Raw genomic sequence first — 18,168 nt, forward strand, 5'->3', positions numbered from 1 at the left:
TTTAATTCTTATTATTAATATTTGCAGAGTTCCTAGATTAAACACATGAGAATTTACTTCTTAAGCTTCTTATTTTTTCTTTTGTTCCTGGCTCCATCCTATGGACAGGTGTTTTATAATCTGGATTTTGAAGGTCAGGCTCAATTGTTTTCTTCAAAAGAATCACCTTTTTGGATGCATACTAATTCTCGTGGGCGATTAGACGAAAAAACCCATTTTTCAGGCTTATTATCTTATGAAGCAGAGATTGATCTCGGGGGAGATCGAAGCGCAGAATTTGGTTTGGGAGGATTTTTCAAGGATGGGTATGAAGATGGAATTTATTTGGATGAAGCTTATTTTTCTTATTCTTCTCCAAAACTTGGAATCGTCTTAGGAAAAAAACAACGAGAGGATCTATTCCAGGAACTCAGTGCTTCAAATCAAAGTATTCTGTGGTCTCTCAATGCTTCACCGCCACCTGGGCTTCGTATTTTCACGAGAGATCCCTATTTTGTTAATGGAGATCACGGCATTGGATTTATGTTCAGTCTGGAAGAATATATTTTGAATGATGATAGACATATTGACCAAACAAGGCTTCATCACAAAAGCGGACACATAGTTTATAGAAGTGAGAATAACTTTGAAATTACTCTTGGAGCTCAGCACTTTGTGCAATGGGCAGGTAATTCTGAAGAATTCGGGCAACTTCCCGGAGGACTTGACGATTACCGAAGAATTTTTACAGGAATGGCCAGTGAGAATGATGTAGGAAATGGTCAGGAAGTAAATGCCTTGGGTAATCAAATTGGTAGTTATGAGCTTATAATCAAAACAAAGATTCGTGATATAGATTTCCAATTTCTATATAATCATATTTTCGAAGATGCTTCTGGTTTAAAAGGAGGCAACCTACCAGATGGGCGATATGCTGTATATTTTGAGGATAACCGTGATACCTTCTGGGGAAACTCGTGGTTAAAAGCGTTTATGTACGAATTTTATTACACAAAAAATCAGAGTAGAAGACGAAAAAGTTCTGAAGAGGATGGAGCAGATAATTATTTTAATAATAACTTATATCGGTCTGGGTGGACCTATAGGAACCAGGTGTTAGGTGTACCTTTTATTCTTTTAAATGAGGAGAGTAGATTTAGAATAGGAACCAACATCCTAACAGTACATCATTTTGGTTTAAAAGGAGATGTCTTTGATAAGTTCCCATACCGTTTCCTTTTGAGTTACCGTAAGAATTATGGTGTTAAAGACTCATTTTTTGCTGAAACAAAGGAGGTTTTCTCGACACTTTTAGAATTAGAACTTATAAATACTGATTATATTCTGAAAGCACAGTTTGGAGCAGATATTAATTCTCAAGAACAATCCAATTTCGGAATTGGGTTAAATTTTTCAAAAACAATTTTTTAGGTTTTATTAACATATTTTTTGTATTTTCCACGAGCCTAAATCTATTTTAAAACTTGAGTAAGGAAACTCCCAAAATTAAACAGGAGGCTTTCGTAACATTATGTTATGAAAAAGGAATTGTGGCTTATTCTTCCACGGCTGAAGAGCTTTTCAAAATGTGCTTTGATGTACAAATAGCTTCAGAAAATTGTTTTTCTGAATACTTTCCTGAAAAAGAGAAGCATGAAATTAAGCAAAAATTAAAATCATGTTGGACGGGTAGATTTCAAAACTTTTCTATAAACTTCAAGAATAAAAAATTTAAACTACTCTTTTCATTATCACCTGTTCTTAATATAAGTGGTGATTTTGATCAAGTTTCTATTTGTATAGAACAAATTAAATTAGACAATAAACTTACCGGTTCATCTTGTCCTGATGAAATTGAGAAGGAACTGGAGTTTAATAAGCAAATTTATTCCAATCTATTTTATAATAATCCAGATGCAGTTTTTTCATTCGATCTTGAAGGAAATTTTGTTAATGCGAATACTGCTTCAGCGAAACTTGCTGAAACTTCTATTGAAAAACTGCTAAAAATGCATTTTCTGCCTTTAATCGCAGAAGAGGAACATGATGCTGTATTAGAGCGATTTACGAAGGCCGCAAATGGAGAAAATCAGAATTATCAAACCAATTTTACTAGTGTAAAGGGTACAAAGAAGATATTGGATGTAAATAACTTTCCAATCACCTACAATGGAAAGATTATTGGGGTTTATGGAATTGCGAAAGATATAACCAATCAAAAGTTAGCAGAGAAGAAAGTCACGGAGGAACGCCAAATGTTGAGGGCTATTATAGATAATATTCCTGACTATATTTTTGTAAAAGACAAAGAGCACAAGTCTATTTTAGCCAATAGGAAGTTTTATACGCAAATGCTCGGTCAGTCTAATGATCAAAGCTGTAAAGGTTATAGCCCTCTTGATTACCTTGAAACTGAAAGAGGTTTAGAAATTATTGAGGATAATGAGAGAGTTATGCGTACGGGAGAACCTGTTGTGAATCGCCCAGATCTCATTACAAATATAGAGGGTAGACAGGAAATGGTTTTACTTACCAAAGTTCCATTAAAAAATGAAAAAGAGGAAATTGTTGGGCTGGTAGGAGTAGCAAGGGATATAACCCAAACTTATCTCCATAATAAAAAACAGGAACTGGTATTTAGAATTATCAAGGCTTTTGGTGATAAACCCACTTTTAACGAGGCAATGATCAAAACCTTAAAGATTTTTTGTGACGAGCTGGAGTTTGATTATGCTGAAGCGTATAAGGTAAGTGTAAATAATCAAAAATTGGTAAGAACCGCCTTCTGGCCTTTAAATAAAGATCTTTCAGAAAATGATAATCCCGAAAGCGTATATTCTTTAGGCGAAGGACTTCCGGGAATGGTTTGGCAATCTGAAGAAGTGAAAATTTTACAGCAGGGAGATGGTACAGGTTTGCTTCAAAATATGGTTCTGGAAAAGAATAAAGAGATCAAAACTGCGGTAGGAATTCCAATCATTTTTCAGGATAAGCTGATTTCTGTTCTTTGTATGGGATCTATTAAGGATTCAAAAAAGATTGAACTGGATGTTCTGGGGGATATAACTCTGCAAATCGCTTCAGCCATTGAAAGAAAAAGGAGCCAGGATCAATTAAATGACTTTTTTCAATTTTCGCCTAATTTAATTGCTGTTATAGGAATGGATGGTTTTGTTAAAAAAATCAATCCATCTTTTGTAGAGAAATTTGGTTTTTCAGAATGTGATATATTATCTAAACCTTTTGCTGAATTTATTCATCCTGAAGATCTTGATAAAACTTATAAAGCTATAGAGACGGTGTCTATTGAGGGTTCAGATCTCGAATTACGATGCCTAAAAAGAAATGGAGATTTTCTTTGGATATCGTGGCGTTTTTCAAGGTATTTTGCAGAAGAGAATGTTGTTTTTATATATGGCACAGATATTACTCAGCTTAAACAGGTACATTACGAATTATCAGAACATATTGCTGAGCGTAAAAAAGTTCAAAAGAAGCTGGAAGATTCTGAGCTAAAATACCGAAGTCTTTTCGATGCAAGTCCACTTCCAATGTGGGTTTTAGATAGGAATAAATTAAATTTTTTAAAGGTCAATAAAGCAGCGATAGATCTATATGGGTTTACAGCCGAAGAATTCTCAAAAATGTCAGTTAGGGATCTTTGGGCTCCAGAACAGGGAAAGAGAATTGAAAGTATTGTTTCTGAAAATTATCACAGTTTTTTCCAGGTAAAGGTGGAACATATTAAGAAGAATGGCGAAAGGATCTTTGTAAATGTGAATAGTAACCCGATGATTTATGCCGGGGTGGAAGCACGTGTGTCGCTTATAAAAGATGTCACTGCCAGAATTAAAGCAGAGGAACAATTACTGCACAGTGAAAAACGATTTAAAGCATTGGTTCAGGATGGATCAGATCTTATCTCTATTCTAGATAAAGATTTCAATTATGTCTATAATAGTCCGGCTTCTAAAGCTGTTTTCGGTTTGGATCCAGATCAAGTAAATGGGACTAATTTTAAAAACTATATTCATCAAAAAGATTACCAAAATGTTGAAGACCATTTAAAGAAGATCTGGAAGCTGAAAAGGATTCAGCTACCATCCTATAGGATACGAAATGCTGAAAATAACTGGAGTTGGATTGAGACGATTATCACAAACCTTAGTGATGATCCAGCAATAGGAGGAATTGTTATGAACTCCAAGGACATTACAGAATTTGTAGATAAGGAAAGGGAGCTTCTTGAAAGTTTGAGACGTTATGATATCGTAGCGAAAGCCACGAGTGACCTAATTACTGATTATGATATTGATGAAAATAAAATTAAGGTTAGTGATGTAGCGTTTGAAATGTTTGGATTTTCCAATGAAGATGGTATATACTCGGGAGAGTGGTGGGCAAATAGGACACATCCTGATGATCATGAATATGTACAATATCATTCAAAGCAAATGCAGGATGGTCATATAAAAAATCTAACCATCGAATATCGTTTTAAATGTGCAGACGGATCTTATAAATATATTCTTGACAGGAGTTATCTTATGCTGGATGATGACGGAAAACCAAAGCGCATCATTGGATCTATGCAGGATATCACCGAAAGAAAACAACACTTAATTGCTATTGAAAATCATAATAAAAGGCTTCAGGAAATTGCATGGACACAATCTCATGTTGTAAGAGCCCCTCTGGCAAAGGTGATGGGACTTGTAGATTTACTGATAAATTATAGAAATGATCTTGATAACGTTAATGGAATACTGGATAATATTTTAACTTCAGCAAATGAGTTGGACGTAATTATAAGAAAAATTGCGGTTCAAACCGAAGATGAATTATAAAAATAGCCCTTCAAAAACCCTACGCATGCTACGAACTATAATTATAGATGATGACGAGATAGTTACCTTTCTTCAAAAAAAAATAGTAACTAAATGCGAATTTGATCAAGATCCATATGTATTTAAAGAAGCTCAAAAGGCAGTAGATTTCCTGGAAATTGATGCGGATGATGATACAGATTACCTAATCATGCTGGATATAAATATGCCGAGGATGAATGGTTGGGAATTTCTTGAAAAGATTAAATCGATCAAAAAAAATGAAAGATTTTATGTGGTAATGGTAACTTCTTCAATAGATCGAAAAGATAAAAGGAACGCAGCAGAAGATCCACATGTTGTAGACTTTATTGAAAAACCAGTTTCAGCAAGACATTGTTCCAAACTTAAAGGTATTGCTAAATTATCAGCTCATTTTGAAGATAGTTGAGATCTAGTTTTTGTCTAATAGGATCGGCGGTTTTTATTTTCTCTTCAGCCCATTCTTTTTCTTCTTCATCTGCTTCGTCAGTGTCTTCATTAATCGCTTCTGCAGTTGGCTCATAGTTCAGTTTGATATACATTGGGAAATGATCTGACCCAATATTTCTTTCTCTTGCAATCTCAATAAGAGTGAAATCTTTAGTGTGAAAAACGTGATCTAACGGCCACCTAAGTAAAAAATAATTAGAATGAAACGTATTGAAGAAGCCTCTTCCTATTCTGGGATCCATAAGACCGCTTAATTTCTGAAAAAGCCTCGTGGTTCTGGACCACGCAACATCGTTTAGATCTCCAAATACAAGAATAGAGTCTTTTTCAGCATCTACATCTCTTCCTAGCATTAGTAATTCGGCATCACGATTTGTAGAAGTTTCGCTTTCTGTTGGGCTGGGGGGCATGGGGTGTAAACAATGAAACCTTACCTTTTTTCCGGTTCTAAGAATCACATAACCATGAATAGAAGGAATATCATCCTGAACCAGGTACCTTACTTTTGCGTCTTTAAACTCCAGTTTAGAATAAAGGTGCATACCATATAGATTATCTTTAGGTATTTTAATAGTATGCTGATAATCTTTTTCTAAAACTGAGAGTTCCTCTTCCCATCTTTTATCTGTCTCTAAGGTTAAAAGGATATCCGGCTGCCTTTCGTTTACCAGAGAAATAAGTTTATCGCTACGTTTGTTTGAAGTAAGAACGTTACTAACAAGAATAGAAATCGAAGCATTAGGATCTGAACCTTTAAATTTAAGAACCTGTTTTTTCGAAATATAGGTATACGGGAATATCTTCTTAAACTGATAAAGTAGACTTAAGATTAGAGTTCCTACGCCAAAAATTTGCCATAACTCTTCGAAATCGTAGATGAGAATGGAAGCGGTAATAACGCAAATAATGAGAAAACTTATCTGAATTCTGGGAAAATCAAAACCTCTTATCCACCATTCATCAAACCTTGTTAAAGATGCGATAGTAGGGATACACATTAAAATAGTGAAGAATACTAATATAATTTCTCCTGCAGTCATACTGGAAAACCGTTTTTAGAAGCTATAGTTAAATCCTATGCCTTTAGTGTCTATGCCGGTTCCCATAACATTCGTGTTCATAGTTGGATAAACATCCAATTTTTCATTCCCGATCTTATGAATTTCAGGTACTAAGATACCACATGCGGCGCCAATTCCAAAGCCTATTAAATTATCTGTGAGAAAATGTTTTCCAGCTTTAGTTCTTAAGTAACCCACATATGCGGGTACTGCAACTGCTCCTGCCCAAACAAAAGGAACTGCAGGTGATTCCGGATTAAAATCCTGAAATACTTTCGCTGTGAAGAACGTTGCTGCAGCAGTCGCGGCCGTATGCCCGGCAAAAAATGATCTTTGTGCATCAGAATCTAACCTGTCCTCTATTGGAAGTGTTTCATTATAAACCAAAGGACGGCTTTTTTGAACATTACCGGCTGTTATAGTAAAGAAAGCTCCGGTAGTGGCCATAGTTTCAACAAACATTACAGAGATCTGTCCAAAATTGCTTCGTTCATCTTCGCCTAGCAACATTAAAATAGGTGTTGCAAACGAAGCGTAAAATGGAATATAGCTTAATTCATCTGCCTTTTCTGAGTAATTCCCAACAGCACCGCGGTTAATTCCCCAAATATCATCTCCATCCAGATTGGCTAATTCCGTTTCAGATAAGTTGGCTTTATTCTGTATGCTAATAACACCAAGAACATTTAGGCCAACAGACCCTGCGATCCATGCTCCATCTTTCCAGAAATCTGTTTTGTAAGGAGACTTCTTTTCCTGCGCCGTGAGATTAAATGAAATAAGGCCAATAAGTAGTATATAGAAATATTTGTTCATCATTTTTCTTTTTTTCAAATCTCTTATATCCTGTGAAAAATGAGAAGTAATTAAGAAAAGAATAACAGGATTTCAGTTAAATTGAATAGTTGGTATTAACAAAAGTTTAGTGAGTGTTTATAATGCTTGCTTTTACTTTCTGTATAAAAAGAATTAATTTTAAGCATATGAAGAAAAATGGAGACAGGGAGATAAGAGGATTCATATTTGATAAGTATGATGCACCGGAGACTTCTCCTTTTGATAAGCTATTTGAAATTTTTAAAGAGATCATTACCCATACTTCAGGCGATCTTGACGAAGCACTGGATTGGCTAAAACAACTTGATGAGGAATATCAGTTAACAAATGCGGAGTATACTCTGGACGACTTTGTAGAAGACCTGAAGAAAAAAGGCTATATAAAGGAAGAAATAGATCAGGATGGAAAGGGAAGTATGGCCATTACTGCAAAAACTGAGCGGGCAATTCGTCAACAGGCCCTTGAGCAGATATTTGGTAAGTTAAAGAAAGGTTCTTCCGGTAGCCATAGAACTAGCCGCACCGGTCGTGGAGATGAACATACCGGGGACTTCCGGTCTTATCAGTTCGGGGACTCCCTAAGCCGAATTTCTATGACGGAAAGTCTTAAAAATGCGCAAATTAATCATGGAATTGGAGAGTTTTCAATGTCTGAAGATGATCTGGTGGTAGAAGAAACTCATCATAAATCGCAAATGAGCACGGTGCTCATGATAGATATTAGCCATAGTATGATTCTTTATGGAGAAGACAGGATCACACCGGCAAAAAAAGTAGCGATGGCGTTGTCTGAACTTATTACTACACGATACCCTAAAGATACCTTGGATATTCTAGTTTTCGGAAATGATGCATGGCCTATTTCAATAGCAGAATTACCTTACTTAAAGGTGGGGCCTTATCATACCAATACCGTTGCCGGGTTAGAGCTGGCTATGGATCTTTTGCGCCGTAAAAGAAATACGAATAAACAAATTTTTATGATCACAGACGGGAAACCAAGTTGTGTGAGGGAAAGAGATGGGAATTACTACAAAAACAGTATGGGACTGGACCCTTATATCGTAGATAAGTGCTATAATATGGCAAGACAGGCAAGAAAGGTACGAATACCAATTACTACCTTTATGATTGCCCAGGATCCTTACTTAACAAGATTTGTTCAGGAATTTACAGCGGCCAATCAAGGGAAGGCGTTTTATACCGGATTAAAAGGATTAGGCGAAATGATCTTTGAAGATTATGAAATAAATAGAAAAAAACGAATTAGAGGCTAAGAAAAAGTATATGGATAAAGAAAAAATAAAAGATCTTGGTGCGTTGAAAAAGGCTGGTTACGAAAGTAAAGGTATCAAAGATGAACTTCGGGATAACCTTAAAGAAAAGATAAAAAATAAAGAGAATGCTTTTACGGGAATTCATGGTTACGATTATACGGTAATTCCTGAACTTGAAAGAGCTATTCTTTCCAGGCACAATATTAATTTACTGGGCTTACGGGGTCAGGCCAAAACAAGACTTGCAAGACTCATGGTAAATTTATTAGATGAGTGGATGCCCGTTGTGGAAGGTTCAGAAATTAATGACGATCCATTAAAACCCATAAGTAGATATGCTAAAGAACTTATTAGGGAGAAAGGAGATAAAACTCCTGTTTCCTGGGTGCATAGAGATGAACGTTTTTTTGAGAAATTAGCTACTCCAGATGTAACAGTAGCCGATCTTATTGGTGATGTAGATCCTATAAAAGCTGCAAACTTAAAACTGAGCTATGCCGATGATCGTGTAATTCACTTCGGAATGATTCCGCGTGCGAACAGAAGTATTTTTGTCATTAATGAATTGCCAGACCTACAGGCCAGGATACAGGTCGCACTTTTTAATATCCTTCAGGAGGGAGATATTCAAATTAGAGGTTTTAAACTAAGGTTACCTTTAGATATGCAATTTGTCTTCACTGCAAATCCTGAAGATTACACAAACAGAGGTAGCATTGTAACCCCATTAAAAGACAGGATTGGATCTCAAATTCTTACTCATTACCCAGAAGATATTGAAACTGCAAAGGTCATTACTTCACAAGAGGCACAATTAGATGAAAGACAAAGAGAACTTGTACATGTTCCGGAGATTGCTAAAGACCTGCTGGAACAAATTAGTTTTGAAGCTCGCGATAGCGAATTTATAGATCACAAAAGCGGAGTGAGTGCCAGGATGAGCATCACTGCTTTTGAAAATTTGCTAAGTACCGCGGAAAGAAGGGCAATTAGAAATGATGAAAATAGAACCTCATTAAGATTTGGAGATTTTTTAGGAGTGATCCCCTCTATAACCGGTAAGGTGGAGCTGGTTTATGAAGGAGAGCAGGAGGGAGCGGCTTTTGTTGCACAGCAGCTTATAGGAGATTCGGTCAAAACACTTTTTCCTGACTATTTTCCGAAGATTGAACAACTTCAGAGACCAGATGAAACCACCCCTTATGACGATCTCGTAGAATGGTTTTTTGAAAGTTCAGGTTTTGAATTGCCTGATGATCTTTCAGATGCTGAATACAAAGAAAAATTAGATTCCATAGGACCCCTGAAAAAATTAATTGAAAAACATCAACCAGAACTTAAAAATGAAGATTCCTACTTCATGAAAGAATTCCTGTTATGGGCGCTGGTAGAATTTAAAAAACTGAGTAAGAAGAGATTTTCAAAAGGTCTTCAGTTTAAAGATCTTTATGGAAGCTATATCAGCGGATTATAAAATTTCAATTTATAAATTATTAAAAATCAACCCGATAATTTAAATTATCGGGTTTTTTGATGGCTCATTTTGTCAATCTCATAATTCTCGCATCGATTTCAATAAAAAGTTTTGCCCGTAATATTATTTGAATACCTTTAATCAAGATTTCGAGGAAAAACCGTGAAAAAACTTCAAGAAAATATCAATATGATCAACAGGAAAACTTCTTTCCGCTGTACTTTGATTAATATGATCATGACCGGTATTACCCCTTATGGGGTCCTTGCTATATAACTTTCGTCCGTACACCTATATCTTAATATTTATAAATTTTTCTAAAACAATTTCAGTTATGCATATCCTGAAATTTGGCGGTTCATCTTTAGCTAGTTCTGAACGTATAAAGTTGGTTGCCCAAACCATAAAAAATCATCTTGAAAAAGACACTGTTGTGTGTGTTTTTTCAGCATTCGGTGGAGTGACCAACGACCTTCTACTTATGGCTGAAATGGCTGCAAAAGAAGATGAGTCTTATAAAGAAATTCTTTTAAAGAATGAAAAAAGACATTTTGAAGTAGTAAAAGAACTTATTCCGGTCACTGCTCAAAGTGCAATCTTAAGTAAAGTAAAAAATCAATTTAATCGACTTGAGACCCTGTATGAAGGAGTTTTTCTGCTGAATGAACTATCAGATAAAACAAAACATGTGATCTCAGGTTTTGGAGAAACCTTAAGCTCTCAAATTATTTCTGAATATTTTAAAAGCCTTAAAATTGATAGTTTGTGGGTGGATTCAAGCGAGCTTATTGTTTGTAAGAACCTTAATGAGAAAGTCCAGGTGAATTATGAAAGAACCAATTCAAATCTAAAAGAGTTCTTTAAAGAAAAGAACGCCGATCTTTTTATAGTTCCGGGTTTTGTAGCCAAAAACGATCTGGGAGTGCCAAGTACTTTAGGGCGTGGAGGTTCAGATTTTACTGCCGCGATTATAGCCGGAGCCTTGGAAGTAGATAAAGTATTAATCTATACGGATGTAAACGGAATGTTTACGGCTAATCCAAGCCTGGTTCCACAAGCTTATCCTTTAAAAGAAATTTCTTATGAAGAGGCTATGGAGCTTTCTCATTTTGGAGCAAAAGTTTTGTATCCGCCTACTTTGCAACCATTGCTAGATAAGAATATTGAAATACATATTAAAAATACCTTTGAACCTGATAATCCTGGAACTTTAATTTCAAAGTCAAGTAAGAAAAACTTTAGATGGGTTACAGGAATTACCCATATAGATTCCATTAAGCTTTTAAATATTGAGGGAAGTGGGATGGTTGGTATTCCTGGCTTTTCCAAACGTTTCTTTGAGATCCTTTTTCAGGAAAATATCAATGTGGTCCTTATTACCCAGGCATCTTCAGAACATAGTATTTGTATTGCGGTAAAAGATGATGAAGCTTATAAAGCGAAAGAAGCCCTGGATGAAGCGTTTGAAGTGGAGATAGGCTATAAAAAAATCAAACCGGTAGAGATTGAAGAAAATGTTTCTATTATTGCCCTGGTAGGAGACCGCATGAAGAGTCATCATGGCTTAAGTGGAAAGATGTTTAGCGCGCTTGGAAACAATAATATCAATATTAGAGCTATTGCACAGGGTTCTTCTGAAAGGAATATATCTGCCGTAATCGCAAAAAAAGATGTTGTTAAAGCCCTGAATACACTACATGAACAATTTTTCGAAGTTCCTTCAAAAGAACTTAACTTATTTATTACGGGAGTTGGAAATGTTGGAAGTAAACTTCTGGATCAGCTAAAGAAACAGGAAAAGTATCTTCTGGATAAATTAAGGCTGAAAGTACGGGTTTTAGGACTTTCGAATTCTAAACAGATGGTATTTGATGACAATGGGATAGATCTTCAAAACTGGAAGGAAGCCCTATCTAATGGGAAAAGAGCTGATAAGCAAAAGTTCTTTGACAGCGTAAAAGAACTCAATCTTAGGAATAGCATTTTTGTAGATAATACAGCAAGTCCAGATATTTCTGGTTGGTATAAAAATTATCTGGCAAACTCAATTTCAGTAGTAACCTGCAATAAAATTGCCTGTGCAGATGCATTTGAGAACTATCAAAATCTCCAGGATCTCACCAGGGAATATGGCGCTTCATTTTTATATGAAACTAATGTGGGGGCTGGTCTCCCAATCATTGATACCTTACAAAACCTTGTTGCATCTGGAGATAGAATAACAAAGATACAGGCGGTTCTTTCTGGAAGCCTGAACTTTGTGTTTAATAGCTACAATGGCTCAGAACCATTTTATAAAGTGGTTGAAACTGCTATGAAAGAAGGCTTTACTGAACCCGATCCAAAAATAGACCTGAGCGGAGTGGATGTAGCCAGAAAGATCCTTATCCTCGCCAGAGAGAGTGGTTTGCAACTTGAACTGGATGATATTGAGAGAGAAGACTTTCTTTCTGAGGAAAGTCTTAATTCGGAAAGCAATGCGAAATTTTTTGAATTGCTAAAACAGGATGAAGAGAATTTCAAAAAAATGTATGATCAGGTAGATGCGAATAATGCCGAATTAAAATACGTAGCTCAATTGGAAGATGGGAAAGCAAAAGTAGGCCTGCAGGAAGTTGGTGCCCAGCATCCATTTGCAAACTTAAGCGGAAGTGATAATATCGTTTTATTCTTTACTGAACGATATCCCGAGCAGCCATTAATAGTAAAAGGAGCAGGAGCAGGAGCAGAGGTTACCGCTTCTGGAATTTTTGCCGATATTATAAGAATAGGAAAGAAGTAATTATGGAACAATTAAAAGTTTTTGCGCCGGCTACAGTAGCCAATCTTTCCTGCGGATTTGATGTTCTCGGATGTTGCCTGGATTCTGTAGGTGATGAAATGTTCATTAAAAAGAATGATCTTAATGAGATTAGAATTACTAAAGTTACTGGCCAGAGTCTGCCTATGGAAGCCGATCAAAATGTGGCCGGAGTTGCCGTGAAATCGCTTTTGAAAGAATTGGATTCGAATCAGGGATTTGATATTGAAATTTCTAAAAAAATCAAACCGGGTAGCGGCATAGGAAGTAGTGCCGCAAGTTCAGCGGGTGCTGTTTTTGCGGTAAATAAGATTCTTGGGGAACCGTTTAACCCCCATCAGCTAATATCTTTTGCCATGCAGGGAGAATTGCTGGCAAGTGGTAATGCCCATGCAGATAATGTGGCGCCGGCAATATTAGGTGGTTTCAGCCTGGTAAGAAGTTACTGCCCTTTAGAGGTACTTAGTTTGCCTGTTCCTGAAGAATTAAGAGTGGTAGTGCTTCACCCGATGATAGAAATAAAAACGAAAGATTCCCGCTCTATTATAAAACAAAATGTAAGTTTAAAATCTGCCATTAACCAATGGGGAAATTTAGGGGCACTGGTTAGTGCGCTCTATACCGAAGATTATGAACTATTGGGAAGAAGCCTTCAGGATGAAATTGTAGAACCGGTACGATCTATCCTGATACCTTATTTTCAGGATCTTGATGAACTTGTAACTGAAAAAGGTGCCTTAGGATTTGGTATATCAGGTTCGGGGCCTTCAGTATATGCTTTGTGCAAGGGAGATGAGAATGCCCATAAAGTAAAAGATGCTATGGAAACATTTTATTCAGATAAAAATATAGATTTTGACCTGCATTTATCAGCGATCAATAAACATGGAGTAAAAATATTATGAAGTATTTCAGCTTAAATAACAGGGAGCATACCAGTAATTTTGAAAATGCTGTGGTTCGCGGATTAGCTCCGGACAAGGGACTTTACTTCCCGGATGAGATCAAAAAACTTCCTGCCTCTTTTTTTCAAAGTATTGAAAATCTGGATAAAACAGAGATTTCCTTTGAAGTTATTAAGGCTTACGTAGGAGATGAAATTCCAGATTCAGCATTGATAAATATTATCGAAGAGACGATAGATTTTGAATTTCCGGTTGTGGAGGTCGAGGAAAATATTAGTACTCTGGAATTGTTTCACGGGCCAACACTTGCTTTTAAAGATGTGGGAGCACGCTTTATGGCCGGTAGTCTTGGACATTTTATTAAAAAAGGCAACCTTGGTAAAATTACCGTTTTGGTGGCTACATCTGGCGATACCGGCGGTGCGGTTGCAAATGGTTTTCTAGGGGTTGAAGGGATTGATGTAGTAATTCTTTATCCCAAAGGAAAAGTGAGTAAAATCCAGGAGAAGCAGCTTACCACTTTAGAAGATAATATCACTGCTTTAGAAGTTGACGGAACCTTTGATGATTGCCAGACCATGGTAAAAAAAGCTTTTCTAGATTCAGATATTACAGATAAAAGAAAGCTTACTTCAGCAAACTCAATAAATGTTGCGAGGTGGTTGCCACAAATGTTCTATTACTTCTTTGCGTATAAACAACTAAAATGGAAAGATCGAAAACTGGTGTTTTCAGTACCTAGTGGAAATTTTGGTAATATTTGCGCCGGTTTGCTTGCCAGGAAGATGGGATTACCAATAGACCGTTTTGTGGCTTCAAATAATGCCAATAATACCGTTACAGATTACCTCGAGACAGCGAAATATAAACCTAAACCAAGTGTGCAGACAATTTCCAACGCTATGGATGTAGGTGATCCCAGTAATTTTGTAAGAGTTCTTAAAATATTCAGGAATGAACATTCAGCTTTAAAGGAACATTTTTCTGCTTATAGTTTTGATGATTTGCAGACTAAGAAAGCGATGAAGGATGTATATGAAAAAACAGGTTATGTGATGGATCCTCATGGAGCGGTTGGATACTTAGGGCTTCAGAAATTCATGGAAAGTAATCCCGGTTATTACGGAGCTTTTTTAGAAACTGCCCATCCTGTAAAATTCCTGGATACGGTAGAGGAAGCTATTAATGATAAACTGGCAATTCCAGATGCCATACAAGGCTTGATGAATAAACAAAAAAAATCCCTTCAAATCAATCATTACAAGGATTTGAAGGAATTTTTATTAAACTAATACCTTAATATTTCGCAGGATTTTCACCAGGAAGACTATTTAGAATAAAATCTCTAAGATCGTCATTGGCCTTTTTGAGATCTTCATTTCTTAAATACATCATATGGCCGCTTCGGTAACCTTTAAAACTGAGGCGGTCTTTCATTTTTCCACTAGGGTCAAGCTGCCACATAGAGTATTTTGCGTTGAAATAAGTGGTCGCACCATCATAATAACCAGACTGGATCAATACATCTAAATTTGCATTTTGAGCCATCGCCTGTCTCAGGTTTTCACCTGTATTATTTCCACTTCGGTCCCATGGATGAACGGGGCCGAACATAAAATACTTCAAGTCTGTTTTAAACTTTAATTCTTCTCTCAAGTAATAATTAATCGCAGGGGTAAAGGAGTGCAGCCATGAAGTCAATTCAGCATTATAATCTGGGTTATCACCAGCTTCTTTAGAATCGAGACCTCGATATCTTGAATCCAGGCGTCCTACCGTATAACCCTCTTTTTCCCTTAAAAGATCTTTCCAGAAATACCTAAATGGTACTTCAAGGTTATTCTGAAGGATCACTTCTTTTTTAATTCCTGAATAATAGGCCATTTTTTCAGCTACTTCCTGTTTTTTGACATCGTCAGTAAAACCACCTTTTACCAGGACAGGTAACAATTCATTGATGGCATAATCTTCAACTTCAGGTAATAATTCATCAAGATCTTTGCTTTGTAATTCTGCCGGCAATACCTTATGATACCAGGCAGCTGCTGCAAAATAGGGTAGTCTGTTCGCCACTTCAACAGGACCCTCACGATCCAGGCCAATTTCAGTAGGAGAAACGAGGATCACTCCATTAAGATACATCCACTGGCTATTCTGTAATTCCAGTGCTAAACCAGAAACCCTGGTGGTACCGTAGCTTTCTCCAATAAGATATTTAGGAGATAACCATCGATTTTTTCTGGTTACAAAGGTGTTGAGCCATTCTGCCAGATATTGAATATCTGCCTGTACCCCAAAGAATTTTTTTTTGTCTACCTTTCCTTCAGTATCTGGAATTGGCCTGGAGTAGCCTGTATTTACAGGGTTTACATATACTATATCTGCAATATCAAGAATTGAGTGCGGGTTTTCTTTAATCCCGTAAGGCTGAACCGGGAAACCCTCTTCATCAATCTTTAGAACCCGGGGCCCTGTATAAGCAATGTGCATCCAAACCGAGGCAGAACCGGGACCTCCGTTAAAAGAAATCACCAAAGGCCTGTTTTCATTATTCTTTACACCATTTTTAGTGTAATAAGTATAGAAAAGACTGGCGACAGGTTCTCTGTCTTCATTCCAAAGAGGCATCATACCGGTTTCTGCAGTATAAGCAATGGATTTTCCATTGATAGTTACAGAATGCTGGGTAGTGACAGAAGTATCGGTGGGAATTTTAACTTTTTGAGCCTGAGTTTCAACAATGCAGATTGAAATTAAAAGGATTAATATGGTAAGCTTTTTCATTTTAGTATATGAATTCTAAGGGTTTAAATTTATTTTTTATTGTTTAAGTTTTCATCTCTAAATATAATCACATAGCTAAGGATGATCGCTCCAGCTGCTGCTAATAGAAAAAATAGCATCGCAAGGCCGGGATAGCCAAAAATTGTAAAATCTGAAGGTACCTGCATTAGCATGGAAGCACCGATGATCATAGATGCAATGATAAGACCTAATGTAATCCTGTTAGCAACCTTTTGGAAACCATCGGTGACACGTTTTTCGTCTATTGCGTCAATTTTTATTTTGAATTCGTTGTTTGCCAGGTTTTCTGAAATTCGGTTCATTCGTTCCGGCATTTTTTCAACAAAATGCTTGGATTCAATGAGCGTGCTAAAGAAATTCTCAGGCTTTAGTTCATTAAGCATTTTTTTCCTCATGATCTCATGAACGTTTCTCTGAATTGCAGCCCGAAGGTCAAATTCAGGATCCAGCATCGCTACGATTTGATCGAGGTTCAATAGAATTTTTCCAAGAATATTGATCTCTACAGGAAGTTTGATGTGTGTGGTAAGGGCAAGCCGATTGAGCTGGATCAAAATCCTGCCGGTTTGAAGATCTTTAGCAAGACTGTTCTCACTCTCCATGATCACATCGCTCACCGTTTTTGAGAATTGTTTCTTTTGAGAATCTTCAGTTAATTCACTCATTTTTAGGAGTGAATGGGCGGTTTTCTCTCCATTACTCTGGCTAATAGCCAAAAGAAGTTCAATGAGATTTTCCTGAAGTTGGGGTGTGAACCTCGCCACCATTCCCAGATCTATTAGAGCGATCTTATTATCGTCAGTAAATTTTATGTTCCCGGGATGGGGATCTGCATGAGCAAATCCGTCATTGATGATCTGTTGCAGGTAAGCTTCTACCAGCTCTTCCACTAATTCAGAATAATCATTTTCCATTTGGCGCAGAGGGGAAAGGGAAGTGATCTTCTTTCCGCTTACAAATTCCATGGTCAACACTCTGGATGTACTGTAGTCATCCACCGGCGCAGGGATGAGCAAATGTTCGTACGCCTGCAGGTTCTTTTTTAAAGTCTTAAGATTCTGAGCTTCCTTTTTATAATCCAGTTCATTGATCAGGATACGTCTTAATTCAGCAAAGACTTCATCAATAGCATACGTTTTAGCAGATTCCAGGTGATTTACAGCCAAAGCAGTAAGTTCATCTAGGGTATCCAGATCTTCCATGAATTGCTTTGCAATCCCGGGTCTTTGAATTTTCACCGCTACTGGTCTTCCTGAATGTAATTCGGCACGATGTACCTGCCCAATCGAAGCGCTGGCCAGTGGCTTTTCTTCAAAAGAATTGAATGCTTTTGAAATTTTAGTGCCAAGCTCTTTTTCAACAATTTCTTTAACTTCTTCAAAGGGCACAGGAGAAACATTGTCCTGCAAATTTGCGAGCGCATTCAAGTATTCATCTGGTAATAAATCTGGTCTGGTAGAAAGCAATTGCCCCAGCTTGATATAAGTGGGCCCCATTGCCTTAAGGTCTTCTACCAACTCCTCTGGTGTCTGATCAAATTTATGTTCTTCGTCTTCTTCTGATAAATCATTATTTAAGGCGACGTTACTGGTCTGGCGAAATAAATCACTGTTCCAGTACTTGATCATAAAACGAATGAATTTATAATACCTTCTAATCTTATCTGGCGTATTGCTCATGAATGTAGAAAATGGTTAGGTGCCTAAATTTAT

The 18,168-nt window shown here is 36.8% G+C and carries 12 protein-coding genes; 8 read left to right on the forward strand and 4 right to left on the reverse strand.

The annotated features are described in order from the left end of the window. The first annotated feature begins 45 nt into the window (after positions 1–45). From BLT95_RS01765 to BLT95_RS01775, 3 genes are read left to right on the forward strand one after another with little or no spacing between them, the layout of a single operon-like run. Positions 46–1,410: a capsule assembly Wzi family protein gene (locus BLT95_RS01765; protein ID WP_089664357.1), complete on the forward strand. Its 1,365-nt coding sequence runs from the start codon at positions 46–48 to the stop codon at positions 1,408–1,410. A 53-nt stretch (positions 1,411–1,463) separates the two neighbouring features. Further along, positions 1,464–4,826 carry a PAS domain S-box protein gene (locus tag BLT95_RS01770; protein ID WP_089664358.1) on the forward strand — a complete coding sequence of 1,121 codons (3,363 nt, stop codon included), beginning with the start codon at positions 1,464–1,466 and terminating at the stop codon, positions 4,824–4,826. Positions 4,827–4,851: 25 nt separating this feature from the next. After that, on the forward strand, positions 4,852–5,256 hold the full coding sequence (locus BLT95_RS01775; RefSeq protein ID WP_157718002.1) for a response regulator: 405 nt from the start codon (positions 4,852–4,854) through the stop codon (positions 5,254–5,256). Here BLT95_RS01775 and BLT95_RS01780 read toward each other — a convergent pair. Together BLT95_RS01780 and BLT95_RS01785 are read right to left on the reverse strand one after the other, a co-directional pair. After that, the gene (locus BLT95_RS01780; RefSeq protein WP_089664360.1) at positions 5,225–6,337 is read right to left on the reverse strand and encodes an endonuclease/exonuclease/phosphatase family protein; all 1,113 of its coding nucleotides are present in this window, start codon (positions 6,335–6,337) and stop codon (positions 5,225–5,227) included. The two genes, BLT95_RS01775 and BLT95_RS01780, sit on opposite strands and share 32 nt — an antisense overlap. Before the next feature lie 15 nt (positions 6,338–6,352). After that, a complete protein-coding gene (locus BLT95_RS01785) occupies positions 6,353–7,177 on the reverse strand; it encodes a phosphatase PAP2 family protein (RefSeq protein WP_231896393.1) in 825 nt (274 codons plus the stop codon). A gap of 164 nt (positions 7,178–7,341) precedes the next feature. Here BLT95_RS01785 and BLT95_RS01790 point away from each other — a divergent pair, with 164 nt between their 5' ends. From BLT95_RS01790 to thrC, 5 genes are all read left to right on the forward strand, one after another. After that, entirely contained in the window at positions 7,342–8,472 is a 1,131-nt protein-coding gene (locus BLT95_RS01790; RefSeq protein ID WP_089666819.1) for a hypothetical protein, read from the forward strand. Between the two features lie 10 nt (positions 8,473–8,482). Next, positions 8,483–9,946 carry a magnesium chelatase gene (locus BLT95_RS01795; protein WP_089664361.1) on the forward strand — a complete coding sequence of 488 codons (1,464 nt, stop codon included), beginning with the start codon at positions 8,483–8,485 and terminating at the stop codon, positions 9,944–9,946. Between the two features lie 334 nt (positions 9,947–10,280). Next, positions 10,281–12,728 carry a bifunctional aspartate kinase/homoserine dehydrogenase I gene (thrA, locus tag BLT95_RS01800; RefSeq protein ID WP_089664362.1) on the forward strand — a complete coding sequence of 816 codons (2,448 nt, stop codon included), beginning with the start codon at positions 10,281–10,283 and terminating at the stop codon, positions 12,726–12,728. A 2-nt stretch (positions 12,729–12,730) separates the two neighbouring features. Beyond that, positions 12,731–13,651: a homoserine kinase gene (locus BLT95_RS01805; protein ID WP_089664363.1), complete on the forward strand. Its 921-nt coding sequence runs from the start codon at positions 12,731–12,733 to the stop codon at positions 13,649–13,651. Further along, positions 13,648–14,943 (forward strand): threonine synthase, encoded by a 1,296-nt coding sequence (gene thrC / locus BLT95_RS01810; protein ID WP_089664364.1) that lies wholly within the window; start codon positions 13,648–13,650, stop codon positions 14,941–14,943. Before BLT95_RS01805 ends, thrC begins: the two co-directional genes overlap by 4 nt. A gap of 4 nt (positions 14,944–14,947) precedes the next feature. Here the strand turns inward: thrC and BLT95_RS01815 are convergent, their stop codons facing one another. Both BLT95_RS01815 and BLT95_RS01820 read right to left on the reverse strand, forming a co-directional pair. Beyond that, positions 14,948–16,435: a carboxypeptidase gene (locus tag BLT95_RS01815; RefSeq protein ID WP_089664365.1), complete on the reverse strand. Its 1,488-nt coding sequence runs from the start codon at positions 16,433–16,435 to the stop codon at positions 14,948–14,950. A 29-nt stretch (positions 16,436–16,464) separates the two neighbouring features. Beyond that, positions 16,465–18,135 carry an AarF/UbiB family protein gene (locus BLT95_RS01820; protein WP_089664366.1) on the reverse strand — a complete coding sequence of 557 codons (1,671 nt, stop codon included), beginning with the start codon at positions 18,133–18,135 and terminating at the stop codon, positions 16,465–16,467. Between the last annotated feature and the right edge of the window lie 33 nt (positions 18,136–18,168).

Origin of the sequence: Gramella sp. MAR_2010_147, from assembly GCF_900105135.1 — a bacterium.
GTDB lineage: Bacteria > Bacteroidota > Bacteroidia > Flavobacteriales > Flavobacteriaceae > Christiangramia.